Origin of the sequence: Pyxidicoccus xibeiensis (assembly GCF_024198175.1) — a bacterium.
Lineage (GTDB): Bacteria > Myxococcota > Myxococcia > Myxococcales > Myxococcaceae > Myxococcus > Myxococcus xibeiensis.
The window spans coordinates 26014-51660 of sequence record NZ_JAJVKV010000001.1 but is presented as its reverse complement, the minus strand read 5'-3'; the positions used below and the strand labels follow the sequence as shown (position 1 = coordinate 51660).

Below are 25647 nucleotides of genomic sequence, written 5' to 3'. Positions count from 1 at the left end.
CGAAAATCCTCCGGAGCGGGAACTGTCGAAACACTTCCCCGCATCTGGGGGCGTGGAAGCGCGCGCACCGTGGAAGCGGGAGAAATGCCATTGGGCCTTGGGCTCGATGCGCTGGCGCTTCCCCAGGCGGGCCGACTGCTCGAAGTCGCCAGGCGGCATGTCGCGATACACCCTCTGGACGGACGGTGTTGTCAGGGGTCCAGGGTTTCTCTTGGGCACCGGGGCCCAGCTACTCCTCGGTCAGCGTCCGTGGGCCACCAAGCAGCCCAGAGATGTCGCGCAGCGATGCGGAGGCAGCGCGGTAGACCGTCCCTGAGCGGTCTATCGACCAGAGCGCTGCGGACATGGCCGAGAGGGCGCCAACGGCGCTACTGGCGAGTGAGACGCTCGAAACCCGCAAGCGCTTCTTGGGGTGGCGCGACCAGTCGAGAGTGCTCTCGACGGAATGGCGATGATTGGCCAGAGCGCGCATGACAATCCCCTGTGCCTGCTCAAGTGGCAGCGGTGGGTGCTCTCCGAGCGCCTTTGCGAAAGGTCTGAGTGTAGCTACCACCTGCCGCTTGGCGACGACCCATGCTCCAAGCATCTCCTCAATCTCGTGTGCCGTAGAGCTGTAGGGCTCGGTCCAGGGCACGCTCCACTCCTGCATGAGCGCCTCCGCCCTTCGCAGGACAGCGTCGTCGGTCAGCGTAGCCCAGACGTAGCTCTCGAGCCGAAGCATCTCCTGCCGCACCTCAGGCTTGTCTGCGGTCCGGCTGTAGAGCAGCGCGCGCGTGCGGAGCGTGTGAAGCTCCTTCTGGAGCTGTCGTCCCAATCTGGGCACGGGGGCGGACAGACGGCGATCCTGCGTGGTGAGCGTCACCTGCCGTGGACGGCTGCGAGGCTGTTCCTTCGGCGATGTGCGACGCTCAGGCGTCACGAGTCCCTGGAAGAGTGCCCGGGCAGTGACATTGAACGCCCGCATCGTCTCGGCCACCTTGAGCCGGGAGTGCTGGATGACCTTTCGGCTCACGCCGAGCTGAACTGCCAGGTCGCGCGTCGTGCCTTCCCCTGAGGCTTCGGCTTCAAGCACTGCCATGTCGACCCAATTGGTCAGCCCCGTCTTGGGTAGAGCTTCCTGCGGGCTCTGCAATGACAAGGCAAGGGACGCCATGACCTCCTTTGTTTCCCAGGTCGTCCATGGCGAATCACGACGGACATGGCTCGCTAGGTCGAGAAGGTCATCGTGGAGAAGATCCTCGTTGATGGTTGCCCATTGCTGGAGGGCATCGAAGCCCCGGCGCAGCATCGGGAACTCCCTCAAGGGGGGGCCCTCCCTGGGCACTCTCTGGAACTTGAGGGCCGCACGAACCTCCAGCGCGCGTACGTCGGGGCAGTCCCCGATGAGCTCGCGCAGATGCTGGATGGCTCCATCAATGGGTCGCTCGCGCTCGAATGAGAGCGTCAGGTGCGCACCGACGAGGCCCAGCAGCGGGTTCTCGAACTTCTCCGAGAGGAGGACGTCACGCACCCTGTGCGGAATCTCTCCTGCCTCACGGAGCGAGCTCAGCCCGAGGTCGACCGCGCGCGCGGTCTCATCCGAAGGGTCGAAGGCCTTGCCACGGGGCGCAAGGAACACGGTCGCGCGCTCCAGTTCGGGTTCCTCGTCAACGGCCAGAAACACCTGTGTGCACCACCCCCGGAACACCTGGACGGGCATCGTCCTCTGCTCGGTCGTGCCGACACTCAGGCGATAGGCTGCGGCGGGAGTCGCCGTGGAGAAGGCGACCCAACGCCTGCCGTCGGTCCGCGTCAGCGTCGGGTCATCGAGGCGCAAAAGTCGGCCATCGGGAGACTGAAGCGTGACATCCCCGCCGAGCCTTCCGTTCACGCTCGCGCGAGCTCCCTTCCGCCACACGAAGATGAAGAGGTCGGGAATCGCGCTGGCTCCCGGCGCGTCTCCCGTGGTGCTGCCGCTCCACTGCACCGCTGCGGCCCTGCACTCGTCCGGAGCATCCGCATTCCCATGAAGGGGTGCTGAGGAGGTGTAGGGCGGAGGCTCGATGGGAAGCCGCGTCTCGCCCTCGTGTCTTACGAGCGTGTCCCGGACACGCGAGCCCAGGCTCGCGCGCACCTGGTAGACCCCGCGTGGAAGGTGCAACGTCTGTGGCTCCGAGCCACTCCAACGGAGATCCCCGCGGCCATCGAAAACCTCGACCCAGGAGTCACCGAGAGAGCCCTCGATGATGAGGGGGTGCGTCGCGCCCCGGCTAGAATCGGACACGTTGCCCCTCCCGCGTTGGACGGAACGAGAAGGTATGCTGGACGCCGGTCGACAACTCCCGGAGCGTATACCGGTCACGTCGGAGGCTGACGCGCCATGGGCCAGTGGCAGCTAGACCTCGTTTGAGCACGTTCAAGGAACTGTCCTCCAAAACCACCTCTCCACTGCGCTCTTTCTGGAAGACGATCTCGACCTCTGACTCGATGCCCGCAGTGCCGAAGAGACGGCTCCCGTTCAAGCCATCGATGACCTCGGGAATCTGGCCTGACCTTTTCGCCTCTTGGGCAATGAGTGGGGTCTCCTTCTGCAGGTACTCCTTGAGCCCCGCTGGACTGACTCCCCGGCCGTCCTTGACCGCGCCTCCCCAGAGGCCGGCGAGGAGCGCCTGGGTGAAGTGTCCGCGTACTACCGATGCATCTCCCTCCACCGCGGACTCCCCGGCCGGGTTGAGGAACGACGTGGCGTGAGCCAGGAAGGACCGAGAGCGCCTGGCATCCGGAGAAGCCGATGGTGGAGCGTTCCATGGCCCTTGCCCCTCGCCTCCGATTTCAGACGTGCGGCAGCAGTCGAGCCAGAAGACGATCTCGTCGAAGAGCCCGTAGTTCACGAGTGCACTCGTGTACTTGCTGCTGCTGAGCGCACAGCCACGGTACACCTTCGACCAGCGCACCATGCACAGAGCGACATCCGAGTGCATGTTCGCGAATCCGTGGCCGCCGAAGTAGAAGTAGAATCTCCGCTCGGCAGCGCCGTCGACTCGCGCCGCGTCGATGATCCGCTGAATCGCCGTGTCGATGTCAGCGTTCAGCGGCTTTTCCGGAGGGGGTTCTTTACTTGAGAGAATCAGCTCACACTGAGTCACTGCTCCGCCGCGCTCTTTGTCCACGAGCCACTCGCGGACGCGCAGGGCATCCTCGATAGCCCCCCTGAGCGGCCGGAACCAGGGATAGTGGTTCACGCCCACTACGACTGCATAGTCAAGTTGGGAGCTCATTGCGCGAGGTGCTTCAGGCTCTCCATCGTCATGACATCCTCATCGAAGGTGCCATGGTCTGCTGCATGGCACCGAAGGCCCAGGGTCGCGTCGTCACCTGTTTTCGCCAGGACGAGCCGCCCAGGCTCATCCATGAATGCCTTGACGTCGTCGAACGCGTGTCCGTCAAACGGCTTCTGACCCTTGAGAAACCGCGTCATCCCGAGCAGGGGCGTGTCCGCCTCGGCCTCGAACGCTCCAGAGACGAGGTAGAGGAGCGACCGAGGGTAGAGGAAAGGCACGTCATCGACCAGGGCGTCCGCAGCCTCGAGCTCGTCAAGCATGGTGAACATGCGGAACGACTTCCATCGGTCCTGGTGCCGAATGATGGTGTTCCGGAAGAGGTCATGGCGACACGCAGGCGCGAGCAGCACGACGTTGCGCACCTTCAGGTCGAGCTTCTCTCGGTCCAGCGCTTCGAACATATGACAAATGGCAATGGAGCCGGCGGAGTGGCCAATCACGTCGATTCTTGGCTTGGGGTCCATCGCCGAGAGCTTCCGAAGCAAGGTGAGCCCCGCACCCTCGGAGGCCTTGGGGAATGTGACCGCCGGGTTCGCCCACATCAGCTGGGCGGACCGCTTCATGCGGCCCCAGGCCCACTCGCCGACCTTTGCGAGGAACACCTGGCGGAGCACCTCCTCGAAGACCGTGGGGTAGAAGCCGTGGTCACGCGCACCCACGTAGCGTTTGATGACCCTGAACGCGACGCCGACGGTCAGCTTGAGCAAGACCGTGAGCACCACACCTCGCTGTCCCTCGGTGTCCATGGGCTGTCGGAGCTCATCATTGAGGAGGTCCTCTGGAAGTTTCTGCTGGGCCTCCTGAAGCGCCTCTTCCCACTCAGCGGGATCTTGTCCCGAGAGCTCGGCATCCAACTCCCCTTGCAGCTCGGCACGGAGAATGGGCTCGCCGGTCTGCGCGACGACCTCTGGTGCGCTCCCTCGTGCTCCATCATCGAAGGTCGAGCTTGTCTTCGCTCCGCGGATGATGGCGTCGATGTCCGCATCCGTCAGTCCCGCAGTCCCTCCACGGCCCTCGACGTCGATGCTCAGCTTGCCGGAGACCCGCTTCATGACCACCCGGACAAGCTTCTGGAAGAGCTTCGTGTTCGAGATGTCCCGAATGCTCGCGCGGATGACATCGAGCAACCCCGAATTCCAGACGAAGCTCACCGCGTAGCTCGTCTCGCCGAAGTGCTCAGTCATTGCTCGAGCTACGCGTATGCCGGAGGCCTCGGCCACAAGGCCTCCGTGGAAGTAGAGCAGCAGCCGGCGCTGTGCGTCCCCGTTGAGAGCGGCGAAAAGCGCGTCGACATCTCCGGGCGTCGTGGCGTAGTCGCTCGTAGCCGCGAACGTGCCGTCCGGAGCGATGTTGATGAAGAACGGTCGTACCCCCATGGCGCCTCCCCTCAAGCAGAGCCCACGTTTGGCGCGTGCACTGCTTTGACAGCGTGCGCGCAGCCGTCTCACCGCCAGACGAACGGAGCCTGCCGAATCACGCAGGCTACTTCAAGGCGCGTTGCCGGTTGGGTTTCGCCTTTTGGGTGCACTAGCTAACTATTTTCAGGACTGGGGCCCTTGCCGTTGTCAAGCCACTCCATGGGCAGACATTCACTCCAGCAGTGGCCGTTGCCGCCTTCGCCGGTGCGGTCCTGCCAGGACTGGCCCGGGACGATGTAAGCGGTCTGGATGCCGATTGCAGCCAGGTAAAGGAGACGCCCGGCGTGGTGGGCGAGGCCGTCCGCGAGACGCGGCTGAAGGTACGGATCTGGGTCCTACGGCCCGGCAGGGGCCGAAGGCGCCGGCAGCCGCACGCGAGCGCCCCTGCCCACGGTGACGCCGTCCACGTGCCCGGAGGCGTTCTCCTCCGCGAGCACGACGTGCACGTGGGCGTCGCTGTCGTGGTGCGTGAAGATGCCGTGGTGCTGGGTGGAGTAGAAGCCGACCAGCACACCGGTGGCGCTGTCCTTCCGGCTCTGGACTCCGGCGGTCATGTGCTCCTGGTGTGACGCGCCCTCGCGCAGCTTGCTCCCATCGACGACGTGCCACGCGAGCTCCCGGAGCGTCCCCTCCACGGTGAACGGGAAGGGACGGGTGACGTCCACGCCCCGGGCCTGCGCGAGCGCGGAGATGCGGTCCGCCAGCGCCGTGAGCGGCACGTCCTCCTCCAGCGTCACCCACTGCGCGTTCGGAAGTCGCCCCATCACCAGCAGCGTGGCGCTGTCGGACGGCGTCTTCGTGCGCACGGTGCGAGCCATCCCATCCGCCTCCGCGTAGGACAGCCACGCCTCGCCATCCAGCACGGTGACCTCACCCGTGAGCCCGGCCAGCGCTCCCACGGCGACCGAGTCCGGAGACTCCGTGGCACGAGCCACCTCCACCACGGGACCGGTGCGCCCTTCGTGCATCATCTCCCGCAGGGCACCGTGAATCTCCACGGGGGGATTCACGGATGCGCGGTGGACCTTGGGGCTCGCGGTCGCCGCGCCACCCGTGCGACATCCCACCAGGAAGACCGTCGCCACCACGAGGGGCAGGAGCCCGTCTCTCATCGTCATTGCCTCCGTTGGGCCAGGATGGTCCGCGTGGCCCCCAGCGGCAATGGTGACGTGACGGGGCTCCGGGTTTCATCCTCGCCGACGATTCTCCGGAGCGCCGGGCTCCACCTGGGGTGGAGCATTCACATCGACTCCATCCCGCCGCAGCTCGTCGCCAGTGGCCGCCACCGCGAGCGTGCCCAGCGGATTCTCGTACCAGCCCGGGTCGCCGTACCCGTCCAGCTGGTCGCGCACCTTGAGCACGGTGAACATGCCGCCCATGGTGATGGAGTCGTGCTTGCCCTTGCCGCCCACCATGGGAATGGAGTTGGGAGGCACCGCCATCCCCATGTCGCCCATGTCGGCCATGCCCGTCTGGCCCATGGTCATGTAGCCCGGCAGCAGCGTGCGCACCTTCGCGTCCAGCCCGCCCGGCTTCACGCCGACCATGTTCGGGAAGTCATGGCCCATCTGGTTCATCACGTGGTGGGTCATGTGGCAGTGGAAGGCCCAGTCCCCGGGCTCGTCCGCCACGAACTCAATCGTGCGCGTGCTGCCCACCGGCACCAGCACCGTCGTCTCCGGCCACTGCCCGGCCTCGGGGATGCGTCCGCCGTCCGTCTCGGTGATGCGGAACTGGTAGCCGTGCAGGTGGATGGGGTGGTGGTCCTGCGGGCTCATGTTGCCCAGCCGGATGCGCACCCGCTCGCCCTTGCGCACCACGAGCGGCTCGGTGCCCGGAAACGCCCGCGCGTTCATGGTGAGCAGGTTGAAGTCCGTCATCTCGTTCGGGTTCGGACGGCGGGTGCCCACGTCGATGCGCCACTCGTGCAGCATGATGGCGAAGTCGCGGTCGATGCGCGGCCCCACGGGGCGGCGCGGGTGGATGACGAACATCCCCCCCAGGCCGAGCGCAATCTGCGTCATCTCGTCATGGTGCGAGTGGTACATCGCCGTGCCCGCCTGCCGGATGGTGAACTCGTACCGGAACGTCTCGCCGGGAGCGATTGCCTTCTGGTTGAGCCCGCCCACGCCGTCCATGCCATTGGGCAGCAGGATGCCGTGCCAGTGCACCGTGGTGGGCGCGGGCAGGCGGTTGGTGACGTAGCAGCGGAACCGGTCTCCCTCCACCACCTCGATGGTGGGGCCGTGCACGCGCCCGTTGTAGCCCCAGCACAGGGCCTTCAGGCCCGGCGCGAGCTCGTGCTCCACCTCCTCGGCCACCAGGTGGAAGACCTTCACGCCGTCCACCACCTTCCACGGCAGCTTCGTGCCGTTGGGCACCACGACGGGCCGGTAGTCCCGGTTTGGCATTCCCGGGGCCTGCCAGTCCTGCTTCGCGTAACGCCGGCCCGTGTCCGCGGCGGAGCCCTCGCGCGGCCTGCGGGCACCCGGGACGTCCGCCTGCGCCTGGGCCGAAGCACCCCCGAGCAGCAGCGCGCCGCCCGCGAGCGTGGCTCCCGTCCTGGCCAGCATGCTCCGCCGCGTCAGCGTGCCCTCCGGCTGCACGCCCGAGTCCGCTGGCTCTCCCGAGAGGGCGTCCGAGGAAGGGGAGTCGGGGCCGGTGTCAGTCTTGCGTGTGCTCATGGGGACTCTCCGTTCCGTCGTCTCGGTGCTGGCCGTGTCCGGGCTGTGTCTCGGGGGGCGCGGGCTGTGCGGGGACCTGGGGTTGCTCCGCTCCGCCAGCGCTGCTGCCGGGGAGTCGGCCACCGACGAGCCGCTCCAGCTCGGCATGGGCCATCCAGTAGTCGCGGACCGCTTCGAGATACGCGCGGTACGCCTCCACCTGCTCCCGCCTCGCGGCGAGCAGCTGGAAGAGGCCCAACTGCATGGCGTTGTACTGGAGCTGTGATTGCTCGACGACCTTCTCGCGCAGCGGCAGCACCACGCGCCGGTAGCGCTCCGCCACCAGGCGCAGCGACAGCAGCCGCGCCCGCGCCGCGCGGACCTCCGAGCGCGCGTTGATGGACAGCTCCTGGAGTCGCCGCTCGCCCTGTCGGTGCTGGGCCTCCAGCCGGGCGATGAGGGACTGGCGCTGGTCGAAGATGGGCAGCTCCAGCGACAGGGTGGGGCCGAAGAGCCGGGGCCCGTCCGCGTCCCGGTGCGTGTGGACGCCCACCTCCACGCGGCCGAAGAAGCGCGTGCTGCGCGCCAGCTCCAGTGCATTCCACAGGAGCGCGGACTGCTTCCGGGCCGCGTCGATGTCCAGCCGCTGCCGGATGGCGAGCGACTCCAGCTTCTCCAGCGCGGCCTCCTCCTCGGGCACGGCCGGCAGCTTCGCGGAGAGCGTCCACTGCGTGCGCGGGCCCCAGAGGCCCAGCAGCCGGTTGAGGTGCTCGCGGTCCTCGACGAGCGCCAGCTCCTCCTGAGCCAGGTCGAGCCGGGCCTGCTCGGCGGCGGCACGCTCCGTGGCCAGGTCCAGCTCGGTGATGTTGCCCGCCTCATGCAGCCGGGTGGTCAGCTCCGCCGCCGCCTCCGCCGCCTGGAGCACCATGCGGCGCAGCTCCACGAGCTGCTGGCGCGCCTGCACCTCGCTGAACGTCTTGCGCACCTCGGCCGCGGTGGCCAGCGTCTCGTGGGCCACGCGCAGCGTGTCGGCCACGAACTGCTCCTGCGCGACGCGCTTTCGCAGCGGCAGCGTGAACAGGTCCAGGAACGACTGGACCAGCGAGAACTCGTGCTCGGAGACGCCGCGCCCGGAGATGGGAAAGCCGATGCTCCCTTCGAGCGTCGGATTGCTCAGCAGCCCGGCCTGCACCATGTCCGCCTGGGACACGCCCAGGTCCTCGTAGGTGCCCTGGAGCGCGGGGTTGTTGAGCAGGGCCACCTCCACGGCGCGGTCGGAGGTGAGGTCCTCCGCCAGCAGCGTGTCCAGGTGCCGGGCCACCTCCGCGTCCTCGGGCCTCCCCTGGTTCCACCGCGTCTTGCGGCCCAGCCGCTCCTCGACGAGCGAGGTCACCTCGGCATGGCCGCGCTCCTTCTGGATGGAGGCGCAGCCGCTCGCGAGCAGCGCCGCGAGGCCGAGGGCATGCACCCTCACGGCTGAGCTCCGTGGCCGTGCTCATGCCCTCCGGTGCCGGGCTCCTGCGCGCCCCCGTCCCGCGGCGTCTCCGGCACCAGCTTCATTCCGCACTTGGGGCAGGTGCCGGGCTTGTCGGAGCGGACCTCCGGGTGCATCGGACAGACGTACATGGCGGTGCCCGCGTCGCGGCCTCGCGCCGGAGCCGCGCTGCCAGGCTGTCCGTGTCCCGCATGCCCCGTGCTCGAAGGCTCGGAGCGCGTGCCCGCATCCTGCTGCGTCGCGAGCGGACGGGGAGGGGGAGGAGGGGGCGCCGCGAGCGTGCCCGGCAGGGCGGCAAGGGGCGCCTCGGGCGCATCGGGGCTGGACGGGTCCACTGCCGAGGGCAGCCGCTTCGGCTCGGAGACGCAGGCCGCGAGCGTGACAAGGCTCGCGAGGAAGGAGACGGTTCGGCGCATGACGGACCTCGGAGGGGAGCGTGCCGCGACGGCAGTCCGGAACGACCCCGTGTCGAGCAAGCCCCAGGCCAGGGTGTCCTCCGCTGCAACTCCACGAATCGACGAGGTGATGGAGGTCTCGACTCCCCGGTGGACGCCAGCCGCATGTAACCCGAGCCATCACACTGTGACGGAGCGGGCCGCGAGCAGGTGTTCAGCCGCTCACGGGCGCGGCGCGCCAGCGAACAGTTCACTGCGCTCGCGGTCTGACGCCTGCCGGGGCGGACTGGACCCACGGGGTTGGGCAGCTGACACCAGACCCCCGAGAGGCGGTGCCAATCGTGAGCTGCTACCGTGGCTGTCACCTCGCATCCCGAGCGAGCCCCCTCGCAATCTCCCTGGAGTCGTCATGCAGCTCTTCGTCCGCGCGGCGCTCGTCGTCTCGGCTGCCGTCACCCTCCTCGCGGCCCCCTCCGCGCAGGCCACCAACTACACGCTGTGGATTCACGGGAAGAACTCCGGTGGAACGCAGGCCGGCAACTACGCCGACTTCTCCAACTGGGGACCCAGCTCCATGGCGGCTGGCATCAACAAGAAGGCCGTCAACTGGGATGGGCGGCAGCGGATTGGCGGCCAGAACTACCGCGTGCGTGACGCGCTCGACTGCTTCTGCACCGGCACCAACTGGTGCTACGTCGCCGTGCACAGCGCGGGGGACCTCCAGATTGGCTACGCGCTGTCGCTGTACGGCGGCTCGGCGCGCTACAAGAAGAACGCGGTGCCCAACGCCAGCGGTGTGTGCGGCAACACGGACGGCACCACGCAGGTGGGCTGGAACATCAAGTGGGTGGACGTGGCGTCCGGTGCCGGCGGTGGCAGCGAGCTGGCGGACAACGGCGAGTGGGCCACGAGCGACCCCATCGTGGGCGACCTGGTGACCACCACGGCGCGCAGCCTGTACAACCACAACACCACGCGCGGCATCTGGTTCTACATGTTCGCCGGCTCCAAGGGCACGTTCTACTCGGGCATCCTCCCGGGCCAGGATGACGACGCGGTCTCCTACCACTCCACGGGCGGCGTCGCGGGCAGCGCGGGCGGGGCGTACTGCAACCCGTCCGACTGGTTCTGCAACGACCTGACCACGGGCTCTGGCGTGTGCGAGGGCAACTTCGCCAAGTGGAGCTACCACACGGTGTCGTTCCGCGATGACGGCGAGGCCTTCGGCCACGGCGCCAATGGCAACTGGGAGGGCATTGTCAGCAAGGTGCGCGCGGACGTCGTCACCTACGCGAAGTAGCTCCGCCTCCGAGCCGAGGCCCGGGCGCGGAATGGAACGTCCATTCCGCGCCGCCGGGCCCGGAGGACGCTCAGGACTCGGCCTTCCGCGCCGCCATCCGCTGGCCGAAGCGCTCCTGCAGGCCGTGCACGAGCCCGTAGAAGGTGGGCAGCACCAGCAGCGTGAAGAGGGTGGAGGTGACGAGCCCGCCCACCATCACCACGGCGAGAGGGCGCTCCACCTCCGTGCCGTGCAGCGGCAGCACCAGCAGGGGCAGCAGGCCGAGGATGGCGGTGCCCGCCGTCATCAGCTTGGGCCGGACGCGGCCGATGCTCGCCTCGCGCACGGCCTCCGCGAAGGGCTTGCCCCGCTCCATCAGCTGCTTCGTCTGCGCCACCAGCACCAGCCCGTTCTGCACGGCGATGCCGAACAGGCCGATGAGGCCCACCAGGCTGGACACGTTCCACGTCTCGCCGGCGATGAGCAGCGCGAGGATGCCGCCCACGAAGGCATCCGGCAGGGTGGCCAGGATGATGAGTGCCTCCGCGATGGAGTCGAGCGCCAGGTAGAGCAGGATGAACACCGCGAGCAGGGCCACGGCGATGGCGACCTTCATCGACTGCGCGGCGCGCTCCTGGCTCTCCACCCGGCCGCCCACGTCGAAGAAATACCCGGTGGGCAGCTTCAGCTCCGCCGCCAGTCGCTCACGCACCTCGGACGCGGTGCTGCCCAGGTCCCTCCCCGCGACGCTGGCCTCCACGGCGATGCGCCGGCTGCCGGCCTCGCGGCGGATGCTGCCCGCGCCGAACGTCTCCTCGATGTCGGCCAGCTGGCTGAGGGGAATCCGCGTGCCGTCATGTCCGTCCACCAGGAGGTTGCGGATGGCGGTGGCGTCCCCGCGACGGTGGTCGGCCAGCCGCAGCACCAGGTCATAGCGCCGCTGGCCCTTCCACACCTGGGAAGACTCCTGTCCCACCAGCCCCACCCGCACGGCGCGGATGACGTCGCCGGGCGTCAGTCCCACGCGGGCCACGGCGGCGCGATTCACCGTGATGCGCAGCTGCGGCAGGCCGGTGAGCGGCTCCGCCCGCAGGTCCTCCACACCCTCCACCTTCGCCATGACGCCGCGGGCGCGCTCCGCCAACCCGGACAGCACGTCCAGCTCCGGGCCGAAGATGCGCACGGAGATATCCGCGGGGCTGCCGCCCAGGCCCTCGTCGATGCGCATGCCCAGCGGCGTGGTGAACAGGGCCATGACCCCTGGCACCTTCGCCACCGCCTCGCGCATGGCGTGCTCCAGCTCCTCCAGGGAGCGCCCGCGCTCCGGCTTGAGGACGATGAGCACGTCCGAAATCGTGTGCGGCATCGGGTCCTCGGTGCGCTCGGCGCGGCCCGTGCGGCGCACCACGTCGTCCACCTCGGGGAACGTGAGCAGCACGTCCTCCACCAGGTGGTTGAGCCGGTCCACCTCCTCCAGTGAGGCCTCGGGAGGCAGCACCGTCTGGAGGAGGAACGCGCCTTCGTCCAGCCGGGGCATGAAGTCGCTGCCCACGACGAAGGACAGGCCCAGCGCCGGCACGGTGATGGCGAGCGCCACCAGTCGCACGAGCCCCGCCCTGCGCATGCACGCGTCCAGCAGCGGCGCGTACACGACCTTCACCTTGCGGATGAGCCACACATCCTCCGGCTGGTCCGGCCGGGGCGCGCGGAGGAAGAGGCCGGAGGCCACCGGCACCAGCGTGAGGGCCAGCCCCAGCGACGCGGCCAGGCACGCCACCACGGCGGCGGCCAGGGGCTGGTACATGCGCCCTTCGATGCCCGTCATCGCGAACAGCGGGATGAAGACGGACACGACGATGAGGGTGGCGAAGGCGATGGGCCGCCCCACCTCCAGCGAGGCCGCGAGCGCCTCCTCGCGGCGCGGACGCCGCCCCGCGCCCTCGCGCAAATCGTGGACGATGTTCTCCGTGACGATGATGGCCGCGTCCACCAGCAGGCCCACGGCGATGGCGAGCCCGCCCAGCGTCATGGTGTTGATGCCGATGCCCGAAATCTTGAGGAGCACGCCGGCGATGGCCAGCGACAGGGGCAGGGTGAGCGTGACGATGAGCGCCGCGCGCCAGTCCCCCAGCAGCAGGAAGAGGACGAGCACCACCAGCAGCGCGCCCAGGAGGATGGCCCGGCTGACGCCGCCCAGGGCGGAGTCCACCAGCTCCGACTGGTCATACACGACGCGCAGCTGCACGCCCTTGGGGAGGCTCTGGCTCAGCTCCGCAATCGCCTCGCGCACGCCCTCGGCCACCCGCTGCGTGTCCGCGCCGAACTGCTTGATGACCCGGCAGCTCACCACCTCGCCCTTGAGCCGGTGGGCGATGCCGCGCCGCACGGCGGGGGCCTCGCGCACGTCGGCCACGTCGCCCAGCAGCACGGGCGTGCCGGCGCGCAGGGCCACCACCGTGCCGTGCAGGTCCTCCACCGTCTGCGCGCGGCCCACGGCGCGCACCGTCCACTCCATGGGGCCCTGCACCACGAAGCCGCCCGACGCGTTGAGGTTCGCCCCCTCCAGCGCGTGCTCCACGTCGTTGAGGCTCACGCCGCGAGCCACCATCTGGTCCGGGTCCAGCTGCACCTGGAACTGCCGCAGGTAGCCGCCCAGCCGCTCCACGCCCGCGACGCCGGGGACGGCGAGCAGCCGGTTCTTCACCTCGAACTCGGCCAGATCCCTCAGCGTCATCAGGTCGACCGCGCCGGGCTCCGCCTCCAGGGTGAACTCGAACACCTCGTTGAGGCGCCCGGTGAGGCTGGAGACGAGCGGCGCGTCCGTGCCGGGAGGCAGCTCGGCCTGGGCCTGGGCCACGCGCTCGGCGACGTACTGGCGGCTGCGGAAGTAGTCGGCGTCCGGCTCGAACTCCACCGTGACTTGCGTCACGCCCAGCTGCGACGTGGAGCGGATGCGGCGCACGTCCGGCAGGCCCGCGAGCGCCACCTCCATGGGGATGGCGACGGCCGTCTCCAGCTCCTCCGCGCCCATGGCCGGGTTCTGCACGATGACGTTGAAGATGGGCGCGGACAGGTCCGGGAACACGTCGCGGCGCAGGCCCTGGAGCGCCACCGCGCCGAACGCGGACAGCGCCAGCGCCAGCACCACCGTGAGTCCCGGCCGGGCGAAGGACGCGCGCAGCACGCGCCCCACCCACGAGCCGCTGTCCTCAGTGCGCATGATGGCCTTCTCCTCCGCCGGTGGACTTCTCCACCTCGGCCTTGAGGAGGAAGGCACCCTCCACCACCACCATCTCTCCGGCCTTGAGGCCCGACAGCACCTCCACCTCGCCGCCGAGCGTGCGGCCCCGGCCCACCTCGCGCCGCTCGAACACGCCGCGCGTATTGGTGGGCAGGAAGGCCACCCAGCCGCCCTCCAGCCGCTGGAGCGCCGCCGCCGGCACGGTGGTGATGGCGGCGCCCGGGCCGCCCAGGGGCAGAGAGGCCGACGCGGACATGCCCGGACGCAGCAGCCCCTCCGAGTTGTCCAGCTCCAGCCGCACGGGGATGGTGCGCGAGGCGGCGTCCACGCGCTGTCCCACGTGGCCCACCCGGGCGGTGATTTCCTTGCCCGGGAAGGCGGCGAAGGTGATGCGCGCGGTGGAGCCGCGCTGGATGCGCACGGCGTCGCGCTCGAAGGCGTGGACGATGAGCCACAGCGACGTGAGGTCGCCGATGCGGAACAGCGTCTGCGAGGGGTCCGCCATCTGCCCCATCCGCGCCTCGCGCTCCACCACGGTGCCGGACAGGGGCGCGCGCAGCACGAAGCCCGGCGTGCCCTCGTCGCTGGCGCCCAGGGCCGTCAGCTCCGCGCGGGCCGCGGCGACCTCGGACTCGACGGCGGCGGCGTCGGCCTCGGCGGCCTGCACGTCCTTCTGCGCGACGATGCGCTCCTCCGCGAGGGCGCGCTTGCGCTCGGCGGCCTGGCGCGCGGCGGTGGCGCGGGCCTGGGCGCCCTGGAGGGCGGCGCGCGCCTTGCCCAGCTCGGGGCTGCGCAGCTCGGCGAGCTTGTCTCCCTCCTTCACCTGCTGGCCGGTGGTGACGAAGACGGTGCCCACGCGCGCGGAGATGGGCGACGCCACCTCGGCATAGGCATTCTCGCTGAAGGTCAGCTCACCCAGGATGGTGACGCTCTCCCCACCGGGGCGCACGCCCACGCGGGCGGTGGTGACGCGCAAGTCGCGCAGCATCTCGGAGGCGATGTGGACGGCGCGCTCGTCATGGCCGTCGCCGGAGGCCTCGTGCCCCGCACCCTCCTCGTGCGAGTGGTCGTCCGTGTGTGCCACCGGCTCCGACTTGCAGCCCGCCAGCATCAGCAACAGGCAGGCGGCCAGCAGCAGGATGAGCAGGAGTGCATGGATGGGCTTCATGGCAGGGCTCCAGTCTCCACGGCGAGCTGCACACGGGCGAGGGCAGCCTCGAGCAGGCTGTCCAGGTAGTCACTTCGGGCTTCGAGCGTGTCACGGCGGACGAGGAGGAACTCGGCGAGCCCCATCTCCCCGGCATCATAGGACCTGCGTGCGAGCGACTCATTGTCGGCCAGCAGCGGCAGGGCCTCTCGCTCCAGCAGCTCCAGCGCTTCCACCCGCTTGTGGTGCTGGACACGTGCGGCTTCCACGTAGACCTCCAGCGTGGCCCGGGCCGCGTCCAGCGCGGCCTGCAGGCGGCGCACGCGGGCCTCGCCCGTCACGCGCGCTTCCTCTCCCCGAGAGAAGAGGGGCAGCGGCACGCCGAGGGTGCCCAGGATGGCGGACTCGTCCACCTCGCGCTGGTAGCGCACGCCCACCTCGACGTCGGGCCAGGCGGCGCTTCGGCCCAGGCGCAGCTCGGCGCGGGCCTGGGCCAGCTCCGCCTCCAGCGCCTGGAGGTCCGGGCGCACCGTACCGTCCGCCGGCGGCGTCACCGGCGGGACGGCCAGGGTCCGCAGCTCGCCGCGCACGTCCAGGGGCCGCGCCAGGCCGAGTCCCAGCAGCGCGCGCAGGAGGTGCAGCAGGGACGCCGCGTCTGCCTCCGCGCCGGCCACCGCCGCGCGGGCGCGGGCGAGCGCCACGCGCGCCACGTTGACGTCCACCACGGGCACGTCTCCCGCCTCGAAGCGCCGCTGCGTGGACTGCGAGGTGCTCAGCGCGGACGCCTCGGCCTCGCGCGCCAGCGCCAGCCGCGCCCGGGCATGCAGCGCGCGCAGGAAGATGGAGGCCACCTCGCCCAGCACGCGGCGCTCCGTGTCCTTCCGCTGGGACGTCTCGTGGGCCAGGCCCGCGCGCGCGGACGCTCTGCGGGCGCCCTGCTTGCCGCCCAGCTCCAGCGGCTGGACGAGCCCCACGGACAGGTCCAGGCCGCGCGAGCCGTCCGACAGCCTTCGCGGCCCGGCCTCCAGCTCGACGGTGGGGTTGTCGCGCAGCAGGGACGCCGCGCCCGCCACGGGCCCGGCGGCCTCTTCGACGCGGCCCGCGGCGTCTACCAACGCGGGGGCGCGCTGGCGGGCCAGGGCCAGCGCATCTTCGAGTGTGAGCTCAGGTGACTGCGCCGCGCCGGAGCGCGGCAGGAGCAGGGCGGCGGCGAGCCCGAGGGCTGCCGTCGCGAGACGACGGGACATGGGAGGAGACCTCGCGGAAGTCGGCGAGCGAGCATCAGGCGTGGGCATGCCCGGAGCAGAAAGGGCACACCGGTCCTGGCGGACGCGTTCGGACGGAAGGCGGAAGAGGGCCTACGCGAGGACGGCTATGGGGACGTGCAGGATGTCGCCCACGTGGGCGGACGGCGGCTCCTTCTCTTCGTGGGCGAAGAGGGGCGGCCTGTCCGCGCGCGGCGTGAGCGAGGGCATGGGAACCGGCGCGGCCACGGAGCGCACGTGGCCACAGCAGGTGCAGTCGGTGCAGTCCGGCGCGCACTGGCCCTGCGCGTCGTCATCCGGACAGCGCTGCGAGCACACCTCCGCGGCCATGCCCGACACGGTGGCCAGCAGGCCTCCGACGCTCGGAGCGAACAGCAGCAGGCAGAGGCAGAGCCAGATTCGAAGCACGCGGGGCCCGTCCTACCACGCTTCAGGACGGAACGCGCGGGGAGGCGTCACGGTGGGTGCGACTCCCCGCCCGCGCGCCTCCCTGCCCTACGGGTGACTCAACTCAGGAGACGCCCTTGCGCAGCCGGTTCCAGTCGAAGTTGGGCGCCGGGTCGTTCTTGCGGCCCTTGGGCACGGCGACGTCGGCGTGGCCGACGATGTTCTTCAGGGGCACCTCGTACTTCTGCTTCAGGTGGCCGGTCAGCTGGGTGAGGGCCTTGTACTGCGCCTCGGTGAAGGCCGTCTTGCCGCTGCCGTCGTTCACCAGCTCGATGCCGATGGAGCGCGAGTTGATGTCGGAGGGCACGCCGTGCAGCTCGCCCTTGCCCGCGTGCCACGCGCGCTTGTCGTCCCCGACGAGCTGGTAGATCTTCCCGTCGCGGTCCACCATGTAGTGCGCGGACACCTTGCTCTTCGGGTTGCGCATCCACGCCATGTCGGCCTTGCCGTCGTTGGACGCCGTGTGGTGCAGGACGATGGTGTCGATGTCCGTGCCGCCACGCGAGTCCTGGTTGGGCGAGGGCGCGCTGATGACGGGCGGCTTGGCGAAGGTGCCCGGCTTGGGGGGCGTGGTGGTGGGCGGCTTCACCGGCCCGGCCGCGTCGGCCAGCGCCTTCTTCAGCGCCGCGGCCGTCTGCTCACCGTAGAAGCCGGTGGTGGGCAGCTTCTTGTCGGCCTGGAACTTCTTCACGGCCGCTTCCGTCTTGAGGCCGAAGCTGCCGGGGCCCGTGGCCGCCTGGGCCTTCGTCAGGTAGCCCAGCTTCACCAGGGCGTCCTGGAGCTGCTTCACCTTGGGCCCCTCGTCGCCCTTGCGCAGGCCCGCGGCGGGCGCGGTGACGGTGGTGGCCGCAGCGGCGGTCGTCTTGGTGGTCTGGGTGGTGCGGGACGTCGTGGAAGCCGGGGGGAGACGGACGCTCATGGGGACCGAGGGCGTAAGGGTGGGGAGTCTTGTCGTAATTATCGCCCCACACCGTTCCGAAGTTGCGTGCCCTGGAGGATGAGGCTCCCGGCGCTCCCCGGGTCCGTCCCGCTCCAGGCGGCTTCAGGAGGCCTGGGCGGGCTTCGGCTGCTGGATGAGCTCGGTGGAGAAGTAGCGCTCCATCCGGTCCGGGAACACCGTCACCACCTGCGAGCCCGGGCCCAGGCGCTTCGCCGCCTCCACGGCGGCGACGTAGTTGAGGCCGGAGGATGGGCCCACCGGGAAGCCCCGGCGGATGAGGGCGCGCGCGGTGCGCATGGCCAGCTCGTCCGACACGTCCAGCTCCACCCGCCCGGGCATGTCCGCGTCGCGGTACAGCTTGGACATGCCGTCCACCACGCCCGGCACCCGCGGGCTGAAGCTGCAGCACTCGATGTCGCAGCCCAGCCCGGCGATGGGCCGCGCCACGAAGGGCGTCACCGGGCAGCCGGCCTCCGCGAAGGCCTGGTACAGGCCCACCACGGTGCCGCCCGTGCCCACGCCGCTCACCACGCCGTGCACCAGCCCGCCTGGAATCTGCGAGAGGATTTCCTGCCCCGTCCACACCCGGTGCGCCTCGGCGTTGTCGGGGTTCTCGAACTGGCGCGGGGCAAATGCCTTGCGCTCGCGGGCAAGCTCCTCCGCCCGGACAATCGCGCCGCGCACGCCCGTCTCGCGCGGCACCAGCTCCACCTCGCCGCCGTAGGCGCGGATGGTGAGCACGCGCTCGCCGGTGACACCCTCCGGCATCACCGCGGTGAAGCGCAGCCCCATCTGCGCGCAGGCCAGCGCCAGGGCGATGCTCGTCGAGCCGCTGGAGGCCTCCACCACCTCGCCCCCGGGGCTCAGCTCGCCCAGGCGCCACGCCTTCTCCAGCATGTAGCGGGCGATGCGGTCCTTCGTGGAGCCGCTGGGGTTGAGGAACTCCAGCTTGCACCAGATGGTGGGGCCTTCCGGGTCCAACCGGACGGGCACCAGCGGCGTGGGACCCACGGCCTGGAGGAAACGGCCATCCGCGGGGAGCGGGCGACAGGGAGGGCGCATACGGCCTTCACTACCCCGAAACGGCCCCTTCTGGGAGCTTGGACAAGGCTTCGACGCACACTTTGCGTGCCCCCGGGCGCCCGACAGCCCGCCTGCCCTGCGAACGGACCGTTCCCCATGGGGATACGCCATGCGTTAGATAGGGCTCGCGAATGACTTCCAAGCCCGCGGTCATCCTGAACGTCAATGACGACGTCGCCAGCCGGTACGTGACTTCCCGCGTGCTGGGACTGGCCGGCTTCCGTGTGGTGGAGGCGGGCACCGGGCGCGAGGCGCTCGCGCTGGTGGACGAGCACACGGACCTCGTCATCCTCGACGTGCGCCTGCCGGACATCAGCGGGCTGGAGGTGTGTCGGCGGATGAAGGCGGCGCCGCGCACCCACAACGTGCTGGTGCTGCACCTGTCCGCGCAGGCGGTGGGGCCGGGAGACCGGGCCATGGGCCTGGAGCATGGCGCGGACGGCTACCTGGTGGCCCCGGTGGACCCGGAGGAGCTGGTGGCCCAGGTCCACGCGCTCTTGCGGCTGCGCAAGGCGGAGCGCGAGGTGCGCGCGCTGTCGCAGGAGGTGGAGCACCAGCGCCGGCTGCTGGAGATGGCCATCTCCAACGCGGCGGAGCCCATCATCCTCTATGACGGCACCGGCCGCGTCGTCTTCGCCAACCAGGCCCTGTACGCGGCGCGCGGCGCCCACTCCGTGCACGGCCCCGGCAAGACGCTGGACGGGATGCTCGCCGAGGACCCCTCGCTGGAGTCGTACACCCGGCTCGTGCGCGAGGCGCTGCGCACGGGGCAGGTGCAGCGCGGCTCCATCGTCGTGACGTCGTCGAACCAGGGCCTGCGGCACTACGACTTCGTGATTTCGCCCTCGGTGGGCCCTGGCGGCGAGGTGGTGGCGGTGATGTCCTCCTCGCGCGACGTCACCGAGGAGCGCAGCGCGGAGGAGTTCCGCGAGCAGTTCATCGGCATGCTCGGGCACGACCTGCGCAACCCGCTCAACGCCCTGTCCATGTCCGCGCAGCAGCTGCAGCGCCGGGGCGGGCTGGACGAGCGCCAGGCCATGCTCACCAGCCGCATCCTCACCAGCGCGGACCGGATGGACCGGATGATCCGCCAGCTGCTGGACTTCGCCCGGGCGCGGCTGGGCGGCGGCATCCCCGTGGTGCGCGTGCCGGGGGACATCTTCGACGTGGTGCGCCGCACGCTGGACGAGCTGCGCGCCAGCCACCCCGGCCGGGTGCTGCTCCTGGAGGTGAAGGGGGACGGCCGGGGCGAGTGGGACACGGACCGGCTGGAGCAGGCCCTGGGCAACCTGGTGGCCAACGCGCTGAAGTACAGCCCGGCGGACGGCCCCGTGCAGGTGCAGGTGGACGCGGACGAACAGGCCGCGGTGGTCCGCGTCCACAACGGGGGCCCTCCCATCCCCACCGAGGAGCTGCCGCACGTCTTCAGCGCCTGGCGCCGGGGCAAGCGCGCCCGCTCGGAGGCCGGCACGGCCGGTGGCCTGGGGCTCGGACTGTACATCACCTCACAGATTGTCCGTGGCCATGGGGGGGACGTGCAGGTCTCTTCCAGTGCGGAGGGTGGGACGACCTTCACGGTCCGTCTGCCCCGATGATGACCAGCTGACGAATGCGGTGCGTTGACCCTCGCCGCAGGGCAGGGTCGCTGCCACCTTCCGGTCATGCCGGCCGAGAAGCTCATCTTCGCGCAATCCGTGGAAGCCCTCTTCGTGCGAGCGTTGGGTCCCCACCTCACGCGGGAGGGTCGTCAGAATCTGAAGGCGGTGGGACTGGATTTGTCCGAGCCGCTGCGCCCCCACTACACGGTGGAGCAGTGGCGGGGCTTCCTCCGCGTGGCCGCGCGGGATGTGTACCCCGCGCTGCCGCCGCACGAGGCCTGCTTCGAGCTGGGCGCGCGCTACCTGCAGGGTTTCCGGCAGACGGCGGTGGGCCGGGCGAGCATGTCGCTCGTCACGCAGCTGGGGCCGCTGCGCACGCTGGAGCGGGTGCCCTACAACGTGCGCGCCGGCAACAACTTCAACGAGGTGCGGGTGGAGGAGTCCACGCAGGACTCCGCCACGCTGTGGATGAAGGACGTCACGGCGGACAACCCGTACTTCGCCGCCGGCTTCCTCGCGGAGACGCTGCGGTGCGCGGGCGCGGGGCAGGTGCAGGTGGAGCCCATCGCCTTCGACGGCACGGCCGCCACCTTCCGTCTCACCTGGGCGCGCGTCGCCGCGCGCCGCACGCCGGCCGTGTACCGCCCGGGGGCGTGAGCCTCACTCCGGAAGCCTCGGCACCAGCACCCGTCGGGGCCTCTGCGCGCCGCCCGGGCGCGTCCGCGTGCTTCACGCGGCCTGGATGACGCCGGTGGCTGTGGGTTGCTGGTGGGTGATGTCCGCCAGCACGCCCAGCACCCGGCCGATGCGTCCGTCCTCCGCGCGGGCGCGCGCTCGCAGCGTCTGCCGCGCCACGTCGCCGCACCTGGAGCGCAGGTGACAGCGCCCCGGCGGTTGCGTCCGCGGCGGAACGCGCGTTCAGGGTTTGCCCTGGCCTTGGAGCAGGTTTCCCCGCGTTGACGGCGGGCTGCACCTGTGTTCAGGCTGCTGCTGGAGAGGTGTGCATGGCCCCGCAGATCAGCCTCGACTTCGCCGCCGAGTGCGCGGCGCATCCCGCGCTGGCCCCGTTCCACCCCGTGGTGCGGCGCTGGTTCGCCGAGCGCCTGGGCGAGCCCACCCGGCCCCAGATAGAGGGCTGGCCGCTCATCCGCGCCGGGGAGGACGTGCTCATCGCCGCGCCCACCGGCAGCGGCAAGACGCTCACGGCCTTCCTCGCCGCGCTGGACTCGCTGTTCCGGCTGGCGGTGGAGGGCACGCTGCCGGACTGCACGCAGGTGCTCTACGTGTCGCCGCTCAAGGCGCTGGGCAACGACGTGCAGAAGAACCTGCTCCAGCCGCTGGAGGAGCTGCTCGCCCGGGCCCGCGCGGAGGGCTTCACGCCCCAGGAGCTGCGGGTGCAGGTGCGCAGCGGGGACACGTCCGCGTCCGAGCGCGCGCAGATGGTGCGCCGCCCGCCGCACATCCTCATCACCACGCCGGAGTCCTTCTACCTCTACCTCACCGCGGACCGCGCCCGCGCCACGCTGCGCAAGGTGCGCACCGTCATCGTGGACGAAATCCACGCCCTGGCGCGCGACAAGCGGGGCAGCCACTTCGCGCTGTCGCTGGAGCGGCTCAAGGCGCTGACAGAAGTCCGCCCGCAGCTCATCGGCCTGTCCGCCACGCAGAAGCCGCTGGACGCCATCTCCGGCTTCCTCACCGGCGCCTCCCACCGCGAGTGCCGCCGGGTGGAGGTGGGCCACCTGCGCCCGTGGGACCTCACGCTGGAGATTCCGGACGCGGAGCTGTCGTCGCTGGCCACGCACGAGATGTGGGGGCAGGTCTACGACAGGCTGGTGGAGCTGACGGGCCAGCACCGCACCACGCTCATCTTCGTCAACACGCGGAAGATGGCGGAGCGCGTGGCGCACGATTTGGGCGAGCGGTTGGGCGAGGGGACGGTGGCGGCCCACCACGGCAGCATGTCGCGCGAGATTCGCCTCGCGGCCGAGGAGAAGCTGAAGGCCGGGCAGCTGCGCGCCATGGTGGCCACCGCGTCGCTGGAGCTGGGCATCGACGTGGGCAACGTGGACCTGGTGGTGCAGCTGGGCAGCACGCGCGCCATCTCCGTGCTGCTGCAGCGCGTGGGCCGCGCCGGCCACCACAAGGCCGCCATCTCCAAGGGCATCGTCTTCGCGATGACGCGCGACGAGCTGATGGAGTGCGCCGCGCTCCTCAACGCCGTGCGCGAGGGCGACCTGGACACGGTGCTCATCCCCCAGAAGCCGCTGGACGTGCTGGCCCAGCAGATTGTCGCCGCGTGCGCCTGTGAGGAGTGGGACGAGCGCGCCCTCTTCAGCCTCTACAAGCGCGCGTACCCGTACCGCGACCTCACCTGGGAGGAGTACCAGGGCGTGCTGGAGGTGCTCTCGGAGGGCATCGCCGCCGCGAGGGGCCGCGCGGGCATCCACCTGCACCGGGACAGGGTGAACCAGCGCCTCAAGGGCCGGCGGGGCGTGCGAATCACGGCGCTCACCAACGGCGGCGCCATTCCGGACACCTTCACCTTCAGCGTCACCGCCGAGCCCGAGGGCAAGGTGGTGGGCACGCTGGACGAGGACTTCGCGGTGGAGTCCTCGCCCGGAGACATCTTCCTGCTGGGCAGCACCGCGTGGCGGATTCAGCGGGTGATGGGCAGCACGGTGGTGGTGGAGGACGCGCGAGGCGCTCCGCCCAACGTGCCCTTCTGGCGCGGCGAGGCGCCGGGCCGCACGGACGAGCTGTCGCACCAGGTGGGCCGGCTTCGCGAGGAGCTGCTGTCGCGCGAGGACGCGCCGGCGTTCCTGCAGAAGGAGCTGCGCATGCCGCCGCCCGCGGTGGACGCGCTGCTGGGCTACCTGCGGCTGGGCAAGAAGATGCTGGACGCGGTGCCCAGCCACACCACGGTGGTGGCCGAGCGCTTCTTCGACGAAGCCGGCGGCATGCAGCTCATCATCCACGCGCCCTTCGGCAGCCGCATCAACCGCGCGTGGGGCATGGCGCTGCGCAAGCGCTTCTGCCGCTCGTTCGACTTCGAGTTGCAGGCGGCGGCCACCGAGGACGGCATCCTCCTGTCCCTGGGCGAGCAGCACTCCTTCCCGCTGGCGGACATCTTCGACTTCCTCCACCCGGACGGCGTGGAGGAGGTGCTGGTGCAGGCGGTGCTGCAGGCCCCCATCTTCGGCACGCGCTTCCGCTGGGTGGCCACGCGGGCGCTGGCGCTGCACCGGTTCATGTCGGGCAAGCGCGTGGCGCCCAACCTCCAGCGCGCGCGCAGCGAGGATCTGCTGGCCGCCGTGTTCCCCGCGCAGGTGGGCTGCCAGGACAACCACGGGGGCGGCGACATCGAGCTGCCGGACCACCCGCTGGTGAAGCAGACGATGGACGACTGCCTGCGCGAGGCCATGGACATCGAAGGCCTGCGCGAGGTGCTGCGGCGCATGAAGGACGGCCGCATCCGCCTGGAGGCGCGCGACGTGCCGGAGCCGAGCGTCTTCGCGCACGCGATGATTCACAGCCAGCCGTACACCTTCCTGGACGACGCGCCGGCCGAGGAGCGCCGCGTGCGCAACGTGGCCCTGCGCCGCGCGCTGCCGGCGGAGGACGCGGCGGCGTTCGGCGCGCTGGACGCCTCGGCGATTGCGCAGGTGGTGGAGGACGCCGCGCCGCCGATGCGCGACGAGGACGAGCTGCACGACGCGCTCCTGCAGCTCATCCTGCTGCGCGCGCCGGAGGTGCCGCGCGGGCTGGAGGTGGGGCTGTTCAAGCAGGGGCGGGTGGCGTGGCTGGAGCTGCCGGCGGGCCGCTTCCTGGTGTCCGCGGAGCGGGGCAACGCGGTGCGGGCGCTCTTCCCGGGCGTGGTGACGCAGCCTGTGCTGCCGGTGCTGGAGTACGACCGGCCGGTGGAGCGTGACGCCGCCATCTTCCAGGTGGTGCGCGGGCGCATGGAGATGCTGGGGCCCACCACGGTGGCGGAGCTGGCGCGGCTCACCGTGCTGAGCGAGGACGAGGTGAACGTGGCCCTGCACGCGCTGGAGGCGCAGGGCTCCGTGCTGCGCGGCCGCTTCCGTCCGCTGGAGGCGCCGCTCGCGCCTGGCGAGACTCCGCCGCTGGAGTGGTGCGATAGGCGGCTGCTCCAGCGCATCCACCGGATGACGGTGGGGCGGCTGCGCAAGGAAATCGAGCCGCTGAGCGCGCAGGACTTCATGCGCTTCCTCTTCCGGTGGCACCACCTGGAGGACGTGGACGCGCTGCGCGGCTCCACGGGTCTGCTCAAGGCGGTGCGGCTGCTCCAGGGCTACGAGGCCCCGGCCTCCGCGTGGGAGCGCTTCCTGCTTCCGGCGCGCATGCGCGGCTACACGCCGGACATGCTGGAGCGGGCCTGCTACGCGGGCGAGGTGGCCTGGGGCCGGCTGACGATGAAGGACGCGAAGCCGCCGCCGGGCCCTCGCCGGGGTGCACCGGTGACGGTGGAGCCCGAGCCGCCGCCGGCGCGCTCACGGGCGTCACCTACGCGCAACGCGCCGCTGACCTTCACGCTGCGCGAGGACCTGGAGTGGATGCTCACCGCGGCGCGGCCCCATGCTGTGCTGGCGGACGGGGACGTGTGGACGCCTGCGGACCTGAGCGTGGCCGCGAAGGACATCGTGGCGGTGCTCGAGCGGCGCGGTGCGTGCTTCTTCCAGGACCTGGTGTCGCGTGCGCGGCGGCTGCCCGCGGAGGTGGAGGACGCGCTGTGGGAGTTGGTGGCGCGCGGGCTGGTGACGGCGGACGCGGTGCAGAACCTGCGCATCCTCCAGAGCCCGGCGCACCGCAAGCGGCAGAAGCTGCTGCAGCGCGGAGGCCCGGGACGCTGGAGCCTGCTGGCCCCGGCCGAGCCGAAGCCCGCGGACGAGGTGATGGACTCGCTGGCGCGCCTGTTCCTCCAGCGCTACGGCATCGTCTGGCGCGACCTGGTGATGCGCGAGGCGCTGGCACCCACGTGGCGCGAGCTGTTGTTCGTGTACCGGCGCATGGAGGCGCGCGGCGAGGTGCGCGGCGGGCGCTTCGTGGCGGGCTTCGTGGGTGAGCAGTTCGCGCTGCCGGAGGCGGTGGACATGGCGCGTGCGGTGCGCCGGCAGGCGCCCTCGGGTGTGCGCGTGCAGCTCTCCGGGGTGGACCCGCTCAACCTCACGGGCGTGGTGACACCGGGGCCTCGAGTGCCCGCGATGCCGGGCAACGTCGTCACCTATGTGGACGGCGTGCCACGAGGCGTCGACGCGGTGGAGGACGAGCCCGAGGGCAACATCGGAGAGGACACGGAGGGCGGCGGAGGCCAGGTGCTGGCGAGCTGAGCAGG

18 protein-coding genes are annotated in these 25647 nt (G+C 70.6%); 4 read left to right on the top strand and 14 right to left on the bottom strand.

Annotated elements, in window-relative coordinates:
- Positions 1–229 precede the first annotated feature (229 nt).
- The 7 genes from LXT23_RS00190 to LXT23_RS50590 form a co-directional block, all read right to left on the bottom strand.
- Complete coding sequence (locus LXT23_RS00190) at positions 230–2263, bottom strand: hypothetical protein (protein WP_253977993.1); 2034 nt, start codon at positions 2261–2263, stop codon at positions 230–232.
- Positions 2250–3221 carry a hypothetical protein gene (locus tag LXT23_RS00185; RefSeq protein WP_253977992.1) on the bottom strand — a complete coding sequence of 324 codons (972 nt, stop codon included), beginning with the start codon at positions 3219–3221 and terminating at the stop codon, positions 2250–2252. The genes LXT23_RS00190 and LXT23_RS00185 overlap by 14 nt, the downstream gene beginning before the upstream one ends.
- Before the next feature lie 32 nt (positions 3222–3253).
- Positions 3254–4696, bottom strand: a complete 1443-nt coding sequence (locus LXT23_RS00180) for an alpha/beta hydrolase (protein WP_253977991.1) — start codon at positions 4694–4696, stop codon at positions 3254–3256.
- Positions 4697–5073: 377 nt separating this feature from the next.
- On the bottom strand, positions 5074–5850 hold the full coding sequence (locus LXT23_RS00175) for an acetolactate decarboxylase (RefSeq protein ID WP_253977990.1): 777 nt from the start codon (positions 5848–5850) through the stop codon (positions 5074–5076).
- A 75-nt stretch (positions 5851–5925) separates the two neighbouring features.
- Positions 5926–7422, bottom strand: coding sequence for a multicopper oxidase family protein (locus tag LXT23_RS00170; RefSeq protein WP_323378701.1), 1497 nt, complete (start codon positions 7420–7422; stop codon positions 5926–5928).
- Positions 7403–8875: a TolC family protein gene (locus LXT23_RS00165; RefSeq protein WP_253977989.1), complete on the bottom strand. Its 1473-nt coding sequence runs from the start codon at positions 8873–8875 to the stop codon at positions 7403–7405. Before LXT23_RS00165 ends, LXT23_RS00170 begins: the two co-directional genes overlap by 20 nt.
- Positions 8872–9312, bottom strand: a complete 441-nt coding sequence (locus LXT23_RS50590; RefSeq protein ID WP_407692859.1) for a heavy metal-binding domain-containing protein — start codon at positions 9310–9312, stop codon at positions 8872–8874. The genes LXT23_RS00165 and LXT23_RS50590 overlap by 4 nt, the downstream gene beginning before the upstream one ends.
- Positions 9313–9700: 388 nt before the next feature.
- Here LXT23_RS50590 and LXT23_RS00155 point away from each other — a divergent pair, with 388 nt between their 5' ends.
- Positions 9701–10591 (top strand): hypothetical protein, encoded by an 891-nt coding sequence (locus LXT23_RS00155; RefSeq protein ID WP_253977988.1) that lies wholly within the window; start codon positions 9701–9703, stop codon positions 10589–10591.
- 70 nt (positions 10592–10661) lie between these two features.
- Here the strand turns inward: LXT23_RS00155 and LXT23_RS00150 are convergent, their stop codons facing one another.
- From LXT23_RS00150 to LXT23_RS00125, 6 genes are all read right to left on the bottom strand, one after another.
- Complete coding sequence (locus LXT23_RS00150; RefSeq protein ID WP_253977987.1) at positions 10662–13790, bottom strand: efflux RND transporter permease subunit; 3129 nt, start codon at positions 13788–13790, stop codon at positions 10662–10664.
- The gene (locus LXT23_RS00145; protein ID WP_253977986.1) at positions 13780–14979 is read right to left on the bottom strand and encodes an efflux RND transporter periplasmic adaptor subunit; all 1200 of its coding nucleotides are present in this window, start codon (positions 14977–14979) and stop codon (positions 13780–13782) included. Before LXT23_RS00145 ends, LXT23_RS00150 begins: the two co-directional genes overlap by 11 nt.
- On the bottom strand, positions 14976–16205 hold the full coding sequence (locus LXT23_RS00140) for a TolC family protein (RefSeq protein WP_253977985.1): 1230 nt from the start codon (positions 16203–16205) through the stop codon (positions 14976–14978). Before LXT23_RS00140 ends, LXT23_RS00145 begins: the two co-directional genes overlap by 4 nt.
- 111 nt (positions 16206–16316) lie before the next feature.
- On the bottom strand, positions 16317–16631 hold the full coding sequence (locus LXT23_RS00135; protein WP_253977984.1) for a hypothetical protein: 315 nt from the start codon (positions 16629–16631) through the stop codon (positions 16317–16319).
- Positions 16632–16734: 103 nt separating this feature from the next.
- A complete protein-coding gene (locus LXT23_RS00130) occupies positions 16735–17589 on the bottom strand; it encodes a peptidoglycan recognition protein family protein (protein ID WP_253977983.1) in 855 nt (284 codons plus the stop codon).
- 123 nt (positions 17590–17712) lie between these two features.
- Complete coding sequence (locus LXT23_RS00125) at positions 17713–18672, bottom strand: PLP-dependent cysteine synthase family protein (protein WP_253977982.1); 960 nt, start codon at positions 18670–18672, stop codon at positions 17713–17715.
- 152 nt (positions 18673–18824) lie between these two features.
- Between LXT23_RS00125 and LXT23_RS00120 the strand changes: the two genes are divergently transcribed.
- Both LXT23_RS00120 and LXT23_RS00115 read left to right on the top strand, forming a co-directional pair.
- Entirely contained in the window at positions 18825–20288 is a 1464-nt protein-coding gene (locus LXT23_RS00120) for a hybrid sensor histidine kinase/response regulator (protein WP_253977981.1), read from the top strand.
- Positions 20289–20354: 66 nt separating this feature from the next.
- Positions 20355–20948, top strand: coding sequence for a DUF2378 family protein (locus tag LXT23_RS00115; RefSeq protein ID WP_253977980.1), 594 nt, complete (start codon positions 20355–20357; stop codon positions 20946–20948).
- 72 nt (positions 20949–21020) lie between these two features.
- Here LXT23_RS00115 and LXT23_RS49495 read toward each other — a convergent pair whose 3' ends face one another.
- Positions 21021–21146, bottom strand: coding sequence for a hypothetical protein (locus tag LXT23_RS49495; RefSeq protein ID WP_256560472.1), 126 nt, complete (start codon positions 21144–21146; stop codon positions 21021–21023).
- Between the two features lie 149 nt (positions 21147–21295).
- Between LXT23_RS49495 and LXT23_RS00110 the strand changes: the two genes are divergently transcribed.
- Positions 21296–25642: a DEAD/DEAH box helicase gene (locus LXT23_RS00110; protein ID WP_253977979.1), complete on the top strand. Its 4347-nt coding sequence runs from the start codon at positions 21296–21298 to the stop codon at positions 25640–25642.
- Positions 25643–25647 lie beyond the last annotated feature (5 nt).